The organism is Micromonospora sp. WMMD558, assembly GCF_049315255.1.
Lineage (GTDB): Bacteria > Actinomycetota > Actinomycetes > Mycobacteriales > Micromonosporaceae > Micromonospora.
The window spans coordinates 6,169,534-6,181,663 of the sequence record NZ_CP186061.1 but is presented as its reverse complement, the minus strand read 5'-3'; the positions used below and the strand labels follow the sequence as shown (position 1 = coordinate 6,181,663).

The window sequence follows — 12,130 nt, the reverse complement described above, 5'->3', positions numbered from 1 at the left end:
GCCGTGCGGCAGGACCGGCGCGACGCGTGGGCCATCGCCTTCGTCCTGCTCGGACCGGCTGTGGCCTGGCTGGTCGCGCTGGCGGCGAGCTACGCCGTGGCGGATGTCAGCTGCTACCTGCGCAACGGCGGGCGGGGGGTGAGCGCGGCCGTTCCCGTCACGATCCTCGCTCTCAACGCCGTGCTGGCCGTGGTGCCCCTGGTCGCGGGGTGGGTGGCGGTGCGGCTCCGGCGAGGCGGCCGGCGCGGCGTCGCCGGCGCGGAGCTGGCCCGGTTCGCCGGGGCCGTGGGCCTGGGCCTCGCGGCGATCTTCCTGTTGGGTCTGGTCCTGCTCGCGGTCAACCCGCTGGTCTTCTGGAACTGCGGCTGAGCCCGGCGTGCTGGTGCGGGGTGTCGGCGGCGGCGACACCCCGTGGTGCCCACGGGTGAGGTTTGACGAAATGCCTCCTTTGTGGCTTCTGTTAAGCCATCCTGGACCGGATGCGTCCACTGGGGGAGAGGGAAGCCATGGTTGACCTGCACCGCGCTCTCGGCCTTGGCGCGGTCGGCGCGGCGGTGACCGCCGCCGTGCTGGTGGCCGTCGCCCCGGCGGACGCGGTGCAGGGCGAGTCGCAGAGGTTGATGTACGTCCACGTCCCGGCGGCCTGGACGGCGTACCTTGCCTTCACCGGCCTGCTGGTGACGAGCGTGGCGTACCTGTGGACCGGGCGGCGGCGGTGGGACCACTGGGCCGCCTCCTGCGCCGAACTCGGCGTCGGCATGATGGCGCTGGCTGTTGCGCTGGGCAGCATCTGGGGCCGGGTCACCTGGGGCGTCTGGTGGACCTGGGACGCCCGGCTCGTGTCAGCGGCGGCGCTCCTGCTCGTCTACATCGGCTACCTCGCCGTCCGCGAGCTGGGCGTCGACCGGGATCGCCGCGCCCGTCGCGCCGCCGTGCTCGGCGTACTCGCCTTCGTCATGCTGCCGCTGGTGCACTTCTCCGTGATCTGGTGGCGCACCCTGCACCAACCACCGACGCTGCTCGGGCCCGATCCGACGCCCCCGATCGCCGCGTCGATGGCGTTCGCCCTGGCCGGTGCGACGCTCGCCTTCACCCTCGCCGGTGCCTGGGTCGTCACCCGCCGCGTCTCCCGCCTCACCACGACCGCCGCCGGCACGACGCCACCGGCTCCCCGGCCGGCGCCGGTCGCCGCGACGCCGGCGGCCACGAGCGGGCCCGACGCTCCGAGCGCCGACCAGCGTACGCAGGTGCCGGCATGACCGCCGGGCTGGCCATCGGCCTGGGGTACGGCCTGACGGCCGCGGTGTGGGCCGGTCTCGTCTGGTGGTCGGGTCGCGGCCGGGAGCGGACATGAACCGGGTCAGCGTGCCGGCCCTGCTGGTGGCCGGCGCCGTGGCCGCCGGTCTGGCCGTGCTCGCCGGCAAGGGCCTCGACGAGAGTCTGGTGTACTACCGGACGCCGTCCGAGGTCGTCGCCGGCCAGGTCGCGGTCAACCAGGATCTGCGGATCGGGGGCACCGTGGTGCCCGGGTCCGTCCACCGCGCCGGGACGGCGACGCGACTGCGGCTGACCGACGGCTCCGCCGACGTCGAGGTCGTCCACGAGGGCGCGCTGCCCGACATGTTCGGCGAGGGACGCGACGCGGTCGTCGAGGGGCTCCTGGACGCCGACCGCGTCCTGCACGCCCAGCGGGTCATCGCCAGCCACGACAACGAGTACCGGCCCGCCACCGACCCGGCATGACCGTGTCGCTGCTCGGCACCGCCTGTCTCGGCCTCGGGACGGTCGCCGCGCTGGTGGCCACCGCCGGTTGGGTGGCCCGCTCCCGCGACGGGCGACGGAAGCCGCCACGCTCCGCCACGTACGCGCTCGCCGGCGCGGCCCTGGCTGCCTTCCTGCTCCTGGAGTGGGCCCTGCTGAGCAGGGACTTCAGCGTGCGGTACGTCGCCGAACACGGCGGCCGGGACGTGCCGCCGTACTACACGGTCACGAGCCTGTGGAGCGCGTTGGAGGGCTCCCTGCTGCTCTGGCTGCTGGCCCTGGGCGCCGTGGTGGTGCTGGCGTTGCGCCGTCCGCCGGCGGCCGAACCGCGTCTGCACCCGCCCGCCATGGCGGTACTCACCGCGACGGCCGCGTTCTTCTTCGGCCTCGCGCTGCTGGCCGGCAACCCCTTCGAAGCGGTGCCGGCGGCACCAGCGGACGGGCCCGGGCCGAACCCGCTGCTGCGCAGCCACCCCGCGATGGGCGTGCACCCGCCGCTGCTCTACGCCGGCTACGTCGGTCTGGCGGTGCCGTTCGCGTACGCGATCGCGGCCCTGGTGACCGGCCGGGCCGGCGCGGGGTGGGCGCGCGCCGTGCGCGGGTGGACGCTGCTCGGCTGGGCGGCCCTCACCGCCGGCATCGCGGTCGGTGCCTGGTGGTCGTACGCCGTCCTCGGCTGGGGCGGCTACTGGGCGTGGGACCCGGTGGAGAACGCCTCGCTGCTGCCCTGGCTGACCGCCACGGCCCTGCTGCACGCACTGCTGGCCGAACGGCGCGGCGGGGGCCGCACCGGGTGGGTGGTCTGCCTGGCCGCCCTGACGTTCACCCTGGTGATCCTCGGTACGTTCCTCACCCGGTCCGGCGTGGTCGGCAGCGTGCACACCTTCACGCAGTCCGGCATCGGACCCCCGTTGCTGGTCTTCCTCGCCGCCACGACGGTCGCCTGGCTGGCGCTGCTCGCCCTGCGGGGCGACCGGTTGGCCAGGTCGGAGCCGAACCGGACCCGTGATGCGGGCGCCGGGCGCGTGCGCCTGCTGTCCCTGCGGAGCGCCCTGGTCGGCAACAACCTGCTCCTCGCCGCGGTCGCGGCCACCGTCCTGGTCGGCACGCTGTTCCCCACCGTGCAGGAGATGCTCTCCGGTACCCGGCTCACCGTCGGTCCCGGGTACTACAACCAGGCACTGGCCCCGCTGGCGCTGGCCGTGCTGGCCCTGATGGCGATCGGCCCGTTGCTGGCCTGGCGCGGGGACCCGCCGGCGCGGTTGGCCCGTCGTGCCGCGACACCCGCGATCACCGCCGGCGTGGTCGCCGGCCTCGTCGGACTGAGCGGGAGCCAGCGGCCGAGCGTGGTGGTGGTGTGCGGGCTGGCCGCGTTCGTCGCCTCGACCCTGGTCAGCGCGATGGCCGCCCGGCTGGCCGGCGGTGGCCCGGCGGGCGCCCGGCGGGCCTTGCGCCGCCACCGGCGCGCCCTCGGCGCGCAGCTCGCACACCTGGCCCTCGCGATCGCGGCGTTGGCGGTCGTGGTGTCCGGCGCCGACCCGCCCGCCGAGCAGCGGGCGGTCGCCCTCGACGGCACGGTCACGTCGCGCGGGGTGACGATCCGGCTGATCGGGCTCGACTCGACGGTGACGGACGGGCAGGAGCGGGCCACCGCGCGGCTGGTGGTCCGCCCGGGGAACGGCGACGAACGCCGCATGTCGCCCACACTGGCGCTCTTTCCCGACCACGGCATGGTCGTCGCCACCCCGGCCATCGACCCGGGGCTGACGCGGGACCTGTACGTCACCCTCCTGTCCGCCGATGCCGAGACGAAGACCGCGCTGCTCCGGGTCTCCGTGAACAGCTTCATGGGGGTGCTGTGGGGTGCGGCCGGGCTGCTGCTGATCGGCATCGCCCTGGCCGCCTGGCCCCAGCGAGCCGCGTTGGCGTCCCGACGACGCGCCCCTGCACGGGCACCGCGCACGGCCGAGGAGGTGGGCCGGTGACTGGACGCCGTTCCCCGATCACCCGTCGAGCCGTACTCGTCGCGGCGGCCGCCGGCGCCGGGCTGGCCGTCACCGTCCCGCTCGCCCACGGTCTGCGGGTGGCTCCCGGTGTGCCGGCCGCGTCCCCCGGCGGACTGGCCGCCCCCCTGGCCGGCAACGGGCCGGACGGGACCTTCTTCGACCTCGCCACGCTGCGCGGCCACATCGTGGTCGTCACCGTCTGGGCGTCCTGGTGCGAGCCCTGCCGCCGGGAATTCCCGGTGCTGCTGGCCGCCCGGTCGCGGTGGTACCCGGCGGGGCTGCGCGTGGTCGGCCTCAACACCGCCGACCGGCCGGAGAGCGCGCGTCGGTTCCTGCGCGAGGCGGCTGCCGAGGCGTTGCCCGTGGTGTCCGACCCCGACGGCCGGCAGGCGGTCGCCTGGGCCGTACGGGGCATCCCCGAAACCGTCGTCGTCGACCGCGGCGGCCGGCTCGCCGCCCGGCATCAGGGAGAGGTGACGTGGGCATGGCTGGAAGCCTCCGTCGGACCCCTCCTGGGCTGAGGCGGTTCGGCCTGGGACTGCTGGCGGTCGCCGCGTTGCTGCTGTTCGCCGCCGGACTGTACCGGGCGTCCCGGGCCGCCTCGGCCCCCTCCGGCGAGGACGCGCGCGTGCGGGCGATCGCCGCCACCGTCCGGTGCCCCGAGTGCGTCGGGGAGTCGGCGGCCGACTCGCAGGCGCCGATGGCCCGGGGGATCCGCGAGACGATCCGCGAGCAGGTACGGGCCGGGCGGGAGCCGGACGAGATCCAGCGGTGGTTCGTCGACCGGTACGGGCCGGGCATCCTCCTCGAACCACCGGCCCGAGGGCTGGGGCTGCTGTTGTGGTGGCTGCCGGTGGCGTTCGTGCCGTCCGCGCTCGCCGGACTGGCCGTGGTCCGTTGGGCCCGACGGCGGGGAGCCGGTTCGGCGGTGCGGCCAACCGGCCGCACCGCGGAGGCGGAGGTGGTCCCCCCGGGCCGGTCCGGCCTGAGTGCGCTGGTGCTGGCCGCGGCCGTCGCCGTCGCCCTCGCCGTCGGGCTCGCCGCGGCCGGGCAGGGCACCGGTGACCAGCCGGCCGGTCCTCGCGCGGCGCCGGCCGGCGACGGGGAACTCGAGGTGCTGACCGCGGCCGCCCGGTCCACCCCCGACGACGGGAGCACCTGGTTCTCCCTGGGCCGGGCGTTGGAGCACCGTGGAAGGCTGGCGGAGGCCGCCGAGGCGTACGAACGGACGGTCCGGCTCGACCCGGAGGACACGGCCGCGCTGTTCCGCCTCGCCTTCGCCTACGCCCGTTCCGGTCAGGCGGAACGAGCCCGCCCGCTGCTGCAGGAGGTCCTCACGCGCGACGGGCAGCACGCCGAGGCGCTGCTGCTGCTCGGCATGCTGCAACGCGAGGCGGGCCAGCCCGAGGCCGGCGAGACCCTGCGTCGGTTCCTGGACGTGGCCGCCGACCATCCCGCCGCGCCGGGGGTCCGCCGGCTGCTGGACGGCGCCGGATGACTCAGGCCACCGCCACCGCCTCCTGGTGGCAGGGTGATCCCGCGACGGCGCTCGCCCTGGTGGCCACCATGCTGCTGTATCTCCAGGGGCGGCGCGAACTGGCGGCCTACCGGTCCGGGCCGGCCGTGCTGCCGCGCTGGCGGGTCCGGTGCTTCCACGCCGGGCTCCTGGTGATGGCGGTAGCCCTGGTCGGGCCCGTCGACGTGGTGGCCGAGGACCTGTTCTGGGTGCACATGGTGCAGCATCAGCTGCTCGCGCTGGCCGCGCCGCCGCTGCTGGTCCTGGGCCGGGCCGGCCTGGTGATCGGCAGGGCGCTGCCGCGGTCGGTCCGCCGGGTCGTCCATCCCCGGCGCTGGACGCCCCGCGCGCTGCGATCAGGTGCGGCGGTCGGTGTCGCGGCGGCCGGAGTACACGCCGGCACGTGGTGGCTGTGGCACCTTCCGGGCCCGTACGACCTGGCCCTGCGGTGGGACGCGGCCCACGTCGCCGAGCACGTGCTGTTCCTCGGCAGCGGCGTGGTGCTGTGGTCGGTGATCCTCCGCCGCCGTTCCCGGATCAGTCTTCCGGCCGCGCTGCTGTCGGTGCTGGCCGCGATGCTGCCAACCTCGGTGCTCGCCGGCCTGCTGACGTTCAGTGCGAGGTCGTGGTACGGCGGCCACCGCGCCGGCGCCTGGGGGCTGACGCCGTTGGAGGACCAGCAACTGGGCGCGGCGTTGATGTGGTTTCCCGGATCGTTGAGCTACCTGGCCGTCGCCGCTGTGGTCGTGTTCCGTGGTCTGACCCCACCGACGGCACCGCCCCCGACCGGACTCGGCGGCGCCGGCCCGGCCGGTGCGCTCGCGGCCGGCCGCAGCCCGGCGGTCCTCGGTGCCCGCCGGCACGACGTGGGGGAGCACCAGGACTCGTCAGCGGATCGGTCGGGAACCGATGAACGGTGATCAGTGCGGGCTGTGCCACCTGCCCCGCGACGAGTGGCTGCTGGCCTACGAGGGCTTCGACCCGGCGCGGGAGACCACGCGGGAGGCGTTGCTGGCGCTGGGCAACGGCTACCAGATGACGCGGGGCGCGGCGACCTACGCCACCGCCGACGGCGTGCACTACCCGGCCACCTACGTCGCCGGCCTCTACAACCGGTTGGTCTCCGACGTCGACGGCCGCCGCCGGGTCGACGAGAGCATCGTCAACCTGCCCAACTGGTTGCCGTTGACGTTCCGCCACCCGGGTGGGCCCTGGTTCTCCCGGGTCTCGTTCCACGTCGCGCACCGCCATGTCGCGCTCAACCTGCGACACGGCCTGGAGCGGCGGGAGTTTCTGGTCCGTGACCCGCACGGTCGCCGTACCCGGATCGTGCAGGAACGGATCGTCTCGATGGACCGTCCGCACCTGGCCAGCCTCCGTACGACGATCACGCCCGTGGACTGGTCGGGACCGCTGCACGTGCGAAGCCTCCTGGACGCCCGGGTCACCAACGACAACGTCGCCGAGTACGGCGCGTTCGCCCGGCACCACCTGGTCGACTGCGCCACGGGACAGCAGGGGGACGTCTGCTGGCTGACCGTACGCACCACACAGTCGTGGATCCGGATCGCCCAGGCCGCTCGGATCACCCTGCACCAGCACGAGGGGTCCGCCTCCCACCACCACATCGGTGGGCCCGGCTACGTCGGGCACGAGATCCACCTCACCATGGCCCCGGGCACGCCGGTCACCATCGACAAGACCGTCGCCACCTACACGTCGCGGGACCGGGCGATCTCCGAACCGCTGGACGCCGCCCGCGGCGAGATCAGCGACGCTCCTCACCACCCCGCCGTCCGGGATGCGCACCTGCTGGCGTGGGAACACCTCTGGCGACGTTTCCACCTCCGTCTCGGCGGGCACGACCTGGTTCGGGAGCAATTGGCACTCAACGTGCACCTGTTCCACGTCGCGCAGACCCTGTCCGGTTACACCGCCGACGCCGACGCGGGCGTCCCCGCTCGCGGTCTGCACGGTGAGGGTTACCGGGGACACGTCTTCTGGGACGAACTGTTCGTCTTCCCCCTGCTCAACCTGCGTACCCCCGAGCTGACCCGGGCCCTGCTGCTCTACCGGTACCGGCGCCTCGCCGAGGCTCGGCGGCTCGCCCGTGCACTGGGTCTGCCCGGTGCGCTGTTCCCGTGGCAGAGTGGCAGCGACGGCCGCGAGGAGACCCCGGAGTTCTTCCACAATCCGCTCTCGCAGCGCTGGGTGCCGGACAACTCCCGCCGGCAGTACCACGTCAACCTCGCCGTGGCCTACAACGTCTGGCAGTACTACGAGGTCACCGACGACATCGACTTCCTCGCCATGTACGGCGCCGAACTCCTCGTCGAGATCGCGAGGTTCTGGGCCGGGACCGCCGAGCACGACCCGCAGTCGGACCGGTACCACATCCGTGGCGTGATGGGTCCGGACGAGTTCCACGACGGCTATCCCGACCGCCCGGGGTCCGGGATCGACGACAACGCCTACGTCAACGTCATGACCGCGTGGGCCCTCGCCCGGACGATCGACGCCTTCCGGATCCTCGGCGGGTACCACAGCGACGACCTGTGGCGGCGTCTCGCGGTCGACGAGCAGGAGTTCGCCCGCTGGGACCGGATCAGCCGCCGACTGCATGTCCCTTTCCTGCCGAACGGGCTGCTCAGCCAGTTCGAGGGTTTCGCCGACCTCGCTGAACTCGACCTTCGGCCGTACCGCGAACGGTACGGCGACATCGGCCGGCTCGACCTCATCCTCGAGGCGGAGGGGGACCACCCGAGCCGCTACCAGACCTCGAAACAGGCTGACGTCCTGATGCTGTTCTACCTGTTCAGTGCCGAGGAGGTGACCGCGCTGCTGAACCGGCTCGGCTACGACTTCGACCCCGCGACCATCCCGGCCACGGTCCACCACTACCTGATCCGGACCACCCACGGATCGACCCTGAGCCGCGTCGTGCACTCCTGGGTGCTCGCCCGCACCCGCCGCTCCCAGTCCTGGTACCTGCTGCGCGACGCGCTCGCCGCCGACCTCGCCGACACCCAGGCCGGCACCACCCGTCAGGGAATCCATCTCGGCGCGATGGCGAGTACCGCGGACATCCTGCAACGGTGCTACACCGGGCTGGAAGTCCGCGGGGACGCGCTCCGCCTCCATCCGCAACTCCCGCACACCCTCACCCACCTCGACTTCGACGTGCGCTATCGCGGGCACTGGCTCCGCATCCACTGCAGCCACGACCTCATCTCGGTGCGTGCGCTGCCCACCGCCGCCCCGCCGGTCCTCGTGATCATCGAGGAGCGGGCACACCTCCTCAGCGGAGAGAGCGAGGTCCAGGAATCGCTCACCCGCAAGTTGCCGTCCCCCACCGGGACTGACGACCCATCTGGATCATGACGGGGCAGGGCGCGGCTCCGCGTCTTCGCCATCGGCGTCGCGAGGCTGTGGTTGTCATGATCGACGAGCGGTGCCCTCCGGACGTACCCACCGGCGGCCGGGTTACCGGTCGACAGTTCGGGTAACAACCGGCATGTTTCCGTCGCCGCGAACCGTCACCCGGAGCCGACGGTGACATCCGGGTGGTGGGTGCTCCTCGTGGCCGTGGTCTGGCTGACCATCGGTCTGCTCACCGCGGCCTGGTTCGTGATCCGGGCCGGCCATCGTCACCTGTCCTGGTACCTCGTGGGCGCACTACTCGGTCCGCTGTTCATTCCGATCGCTGTGGAACGGGGGCGCGCCGACCCGACGGTGACGGACGTGGCGCACCGGCCGCCGGCCAGGCAGGGGACGGGCCTCCGAGTGGCGATCGGTGTCGACGGATCACCCGAGTCCGACCTGGCCCTGCGGTCGACCGCCCGGATCCTCAGCCGTACCGCGAGCGTGCTGGTGCTGGTCACGGTGACGAACCCGGACCTGGTGGGTGAAGACGTCTCGATCGCGCAGCGGGCCGCCCGCCGCATGCTTGACGAACGCGCCAGAACCATTCCCGACGGGTTGCCGCCGCCGACCACCGAAATCGTTCGCGGTCACCCGGTGGACGCGCTGCTGGCTGCCGCCGAGGCGCATGATGTCGATCTGCTGGTGGTCGGCCGGCACGGCCATGGCATGCGGGACCGGCTGCTCGGCAGCGTGGCGGAGGAGCTGACCCGCCGTACCTCCCGCGCGCTACTGCTCGGCAGCCTGCCCGACCGGTGAGGTGCGGTCAGCGCACCGCCGACCGCAGGTGCTCGGCCCAGCCGGCCTCGAAGTCCGCGTACGACATGCCGAGCACGCTCCGCGTCACGTCACCGATCGGGGTGCCCCGGTAGTGCTCGGTGACGAGCTGGAAGACCTTCTGCTCGCCGTGGCGCTCCGCGATGTAGCTCATCGCCGAGTGACCCAGCCAGTAGTGGTAGCTCAACCGTCCCTCCATCTCCCAGGCCGCGTTGCCGGGCAGGTCCTGGCGGTAGCCGTACGAGCGGAGGATCCTCGTCGAATCGGCGGTGCGGTCGCTGGTGGTGAACGCCTTCCCGCCATGGGCCAGGTACTCGGCGAACCCCTCGACGACCCAGTTCTCCGGCCCGTCGAGCGCGGTCGCCCCCCGGCCACGCTTCAGCAGCACGTTGACGATGGCGTGGGCCAGCTCGTGTCGGAAGATCTCCAGCTCCCGGTCGCCCTTGGTGAAGTGGTACTCGTCCGTCACGTCGATCACCACGCGGCTGGTGCCCACCTCGGGCGCGGACGCGTCCGCGCCGTCGATCGCCCCGGCCGGCGGCACCGGGATCGCCACGCCGGACTCGGTGGGCGTCTCCTTCGTCGTGCGGTAGAGCGAACCCAACTCCTTCTTGCCCTTGACCAGGGAGATGACGAAGCCCTGCGGCACCGTGGCCGGGACGCCGCCGGCCTTCCACGCGGCCGCGTTCTCGGTCGCCGCGCGCTCGGCGACCGGCGCGTACCGCTGCGCCTCGGCCTTGAGTGACTCGTCGACGACGAGCACCGTGTGCGGGGTCCTCTCGACGTGGATGGGGCGGCCGGTGTCCCACGGTGCCGGGTAGTAGGTGGTCATGTCCCGGGCCGGGCCGTCGACCAGGGCGCCACCGACGGCGGTGACCTTCAGCGGGGCGTCCCCGTCAGTGCGGGTGACCGTCCATTTGTACAGTTCCTCGACCGGGGTCGGGTCCATGCCGTCGAACCGGTGCACGAACGACACCCGGACGTCGAAGGTGCCCTCGGTGGCCGTGCTCGCGCCGAACTCCTCGTACCGTGCCTCGGCCAGCGGCAGCTTGGTGAGGTTGTGGAACAGCGCGGTCTGCCGGGCGACCAGGTCCTTGTCGCCCGCGTCGAACGGCGCCAGGTACGCCGCGAGGTCCCGCTCCTTGAGCGCCCGGGTGTGCTCCGCCAGCAGCGTGTCGATCTCGTCCGAGCCCTCCGCCGTGGTGGAGGAGGAACGGTCCAGGTAGACCGAGACGGCGACCACCGAACCGACCAGCAGCACCAGCAGGGCCACCGCGATCGCGCCCAACGCGACCCACAGGCCGCGCCCCGACTTCCTCGGCGGCGGCGGGGCGGGTGGCTGGGCCCAGGGCGGGGCGGGCGGGCTCGGGACGGAGGGGTGGCCCTCGGTCATGGCAGATCCTCGCTCGGGTCAGTCGGGCCGGGGGAGGCTCCATGAGCGACCGTTCCCCCGGGACGGGCTCGCGTCATTATTCCTGCCGACGCCGTCACCGTCCGTCCCGACCCGGCGACGGAGGCCGCGGCGTGGTGTTCTGCCGTCGGCAGATCCGCTGACGGTGAACGCGGTGCCGGACCGGGCCCGCCGGCCGGCAGAGTGGAACGCATGAGACTGCTGGTGCTGGGTGGTACGGGATTCGTGGGCGGAGCGACGGTCACCGAGGCGGTACGCGGTGGCTGGTCGGTGACGGTGTTCAACCGCGGCCGGCACGGGACCGTTCCGTCCGGCGTGGAACGGTTGACCGGCGACCGGACCGCGCCCGGCGGCCTGGCCGCCCTCGCCGCCGGCGAGTGGGACGTGGCGGTCGACACCTGGGACGGGGCGCCACGGGCCGCCGGGGCGTCGGCGCGCGCCCTGGCCGGGCGCGTCGGGCGCTACGTCTACGTCTCCAGCGGCTCCGTCTACGCCGAGCCGGTGGCGCCCGGATCGGCCGAGGACGCCCCCGTCGTGGACGCCGCGCCGGACGCGGACGACGCCGACTACCCGTCCAACAAGGCCGGTGCGGAACGTGCCGTGCGGGCGGTGTACGGGCAGAGCGCGCTGATCGCCCGTGCCGGCCTGATCCTCGGCCCCGGCGAGGACATCGGGCGGCTGCCGTGGTGGCTCGATCGCGTCGCCCGGGGCGGGGACGTGCTGGCGCCCGGCCCGGCCGACCTGCCCCTGCAGTACGTCGACGCCCGCGACCTCGCCGCCTTCCTGCTCGACCCGGTCGTGCCCGGCGGGACGTACAACGTGATCAGCCGCACCGGGCACGCCACGATGGGTGCCCTGCTGGACGCCGCCGTCGCGGTGACCGGGGCCGGTGCGCGGCTGCGCTGGACCGATCCGGAGGCGATCCTGGCCGCCGGCGTGGAACCGTGGAACGACCTGCCGATCTGGATCCCGCCGGGGCACCCGTACCGCTGGTTGCAGGAGCGTGACGTCAGCCGCGCGTACGCGGCCGGGCTGACCTGCCGCCCGATCGCCGAGACCGTCGCCGACACGTGGGCCTGGCTGCGGTCGGTCGGCACCGTGCCGCCCCGGGCCGGCCGCCCGCAGCGCGCCCCGGTCGGCCTCGACCCGGCCCGGGAGGAGGCCGTCCTCGCCGCCGCACACTGACCGGGCCGCGGCGCTCCGCCCGGGCGGCCGGGTGCTGCGCGGCCTCGGCTGGAT

11 protein-coding genes are annotated in these 12,130 nt (G+C 73.7%); 10 read left to right on the top strand and 1 reads right to left on the bottom strand.

Annotated features, from left to right (window positions below):
* The first annotated feature begins 3 nt into the window (after positions 1-3).
* From ACN26Y_RS29165 to ACN26Y_RS29125, 9 genes are all read left to right on the top strand, one after another.
* Positions 4-369: a hypothetical protein gene (locus ACN26Y_RS29165; protein ID WP_155333287.1), complete on the top strand. Its 366-nt coding sequence runs from the start codon at positions 4-6 to the stop codon at positions 367-369.
* A gap of 137 nt (positions 370-506) precedes the next feature.
* Positions 507-1,259, top strand: a complete 753-nt coding sequence (gene ccsA / locus ACN26Y_RS29160; RefSeq protein WP_422733954.1) for a cytochrome c biogenesis protein CcsA — start codon at positions 507-509, stop codon at positions 1,257-1,259.
* A gap of 91 nt (positions 1,260-1,350) precedes the next feature.
* Entirely contained in the window at positions 1,351-1,743 is a 393-nt protein-coding gene (locus tag ACN26Y_RS29155) for a cytochrome c maturation protein CcmE (RefSeq protein WP_155333285.1), read from the top strand.
* Positions 1,740-3,746, top strand: a complete 2,007-nt coding sequence (locus tag ACN26Y_RS29150; RefSeq protein ID WP_155333284.1) for a heme lyase CcmF/NrfE family subunit — start codon at positions 1,740-1,742, stop codon at positions 3,744-3,746. Before ACN26Y_RS29155 ends, ACN26Y_RS29150 begins: the two co-directional genes overlap by 4 nt.
* A complete protein-coding gene (locus ACN26Y_RS29145) occupies positions 3,743-4,288 on the top strand; it encodes a TlpA family protein disulfide reductase (protein ID WP_196255735.1) in 546 nt (181 codons plus the stop codon). The genes ACN26Y_RS29150 and ACN26Y_RS29145 overlap by 4 nt, the downstream gene beginning before the upstream one ends.
* The gene (locus tag ACN26Y_RS29140) at positions 4,252-5,265 is read left to right on the top strand and encodes a cytochrome c-type biogenesis protein CcmH (RefSeq protein WP_155333282.1); all 1,014 of its coding nucleotides are present in this window, start codon (positions 4,252-4,254) and stop codon (positions 5,263-5,265) included. The genes ACN26Y_RS29145 and ACN26Y_RS29140 overlap by 37 nt, the downstream gene beginning before the upstream one ends.
* Positions 5,262-6,203 carry a cytochrome c oxidase assembly protein gene (locus ACN26Y_RS29135; protein WP_155333281.1) on the top strand — a complete coding sequence of 314 codons (942 nt, stop codon included), beginning with the start codon at positions 5,262-5,264 and terminating at the stop codon, positions 6,201-6,203. Before ACN26Y_RS29140 ends, ACN26Y_RS29135 begins: the two co-directional genes overlap by 4 nt.
* Complete coding sequence (locus ACN26Y_RS29130) at positions 6,193-8,664, top strand: glycoside hydrolase family 65 protein (protein ID WP_422733953.1); 2,472 nt, start codon at positions 6,193-6,195, stop codon at positions 8,662-8,664. The genes ACN26Y_RS29135 and ACN26Y_RS29130 overlap by 11 nt, the downstream gene beginning before the upstream one ends.
* Positions 8,665-8,835: 171 nt before the next feature.
* On the top strand, positions 8,836-9,462 hold the full coding sequence (locus ACN26Y_RS29125; RefSeq protein WP_155333280.1) for a universal stress protein: 627 nt from the start codon (positions 8,836-8,838) through the stop codon (positions 9,460-9,462).
* A gap of 7 nt (positions 9,463-9,469) precedes the next feature.
* Here ACN26Y_RS29125 and ACN26Y_RS29120 read toward each other — a convergent pair whose 3' ends face one another.
* Positions 9,470-10,873, bottom strand: a complete 1,404-nt coding sequence (locus tag ACN26Y_RS29120) for a hypothetical protein (protein WP_422733951.1) — start codon at positions 10,871-10,873, stop codon at positions 9,470-9,472.
* Between the two features lie 210 nt (positions 10,874-11,083).
* Between ACN26Y_RS29120 and ACN26Y_RS29115 the strand changes: the two genes are divergently transcribed.
* Positions 11,084-12,076, top strand: a complete 993-nt coding sequence (locus ACN26Y_RS29115) for an NAD-dependent epimerase/dehydratase family protein (RefSeq protein ID WP_155333278.1) — start codon at positions 11,084-11,086, stop codon at positions 12,074-12,076.
* Positions 12,077-12,130: the final 54 nt, after the last annotated feature.

What these genes read in the sequence shown, in the direction of transcription:
- ACN26Y_RS29115 (WP_155333278.1), top strand. Translation starts at nt 11,084, where the DNA reads ATGAGACTGCTGGTGCTGGGTGGTACGGGATTCGTGGGCGGAGCGACG.
- ACN26Y_RS29135 (WP_155333281.1), top strand. Translation starts at nt 5,262, where the DNA reads ATGACTCAGGCCACCGCCACCGCCTCCTGGTGGCAGGGTGATCCCGCG.
- ACN26Y_RS29140 (WP_155333282.1), top strand. Translation starts at nt 4,252, where the DNA reads ATGGCTGGAAGCCTCCGTCGGACCCCTCCTGGGCTGAGGCGGTTCGGC.
- ccsA (WP_422733954.1), top strand. Translation starts at nt 507, where the DNA reads ATGGTTGACCTGCACCGCGCTCTCGGCCTTGGCGCGGTCGGCGCGGCG.
- ACN26Y_RS29155 (WP_155333285.1), top strand. Translation starts at nt 1,351, where the DNA reads ATGAACCGGGTCAGCGTGCCGGCCCTGCTGGTGGCCGGCGCCGTGGCC.
- ACN26Y_RS29150 (WP_155333284.1), top strand. Translation starts at nt 1,740, where the DNA reads ATGACCGTGTCGCTGCTCGGCACCGCCTGTCTCGGCCTCGGGACGGTC.
- ACN26Y_RS29130 (WP_422733953.1), top strand. Translation starts at nt 6,193, where the DNA reads ATGAACGGTGATCAGTGCGGGCTGTGCCACCTGCCCCGCGACGAGTGG.
- ACN26Y_RS29120 (WP_422733951.1), bottom strand. Translation starts at nt 10,873, where the DNA reads ATGACCGAGGGCCACCCCTCCGTCCCGAGCCCGCCCGCCCCGCCCTGG.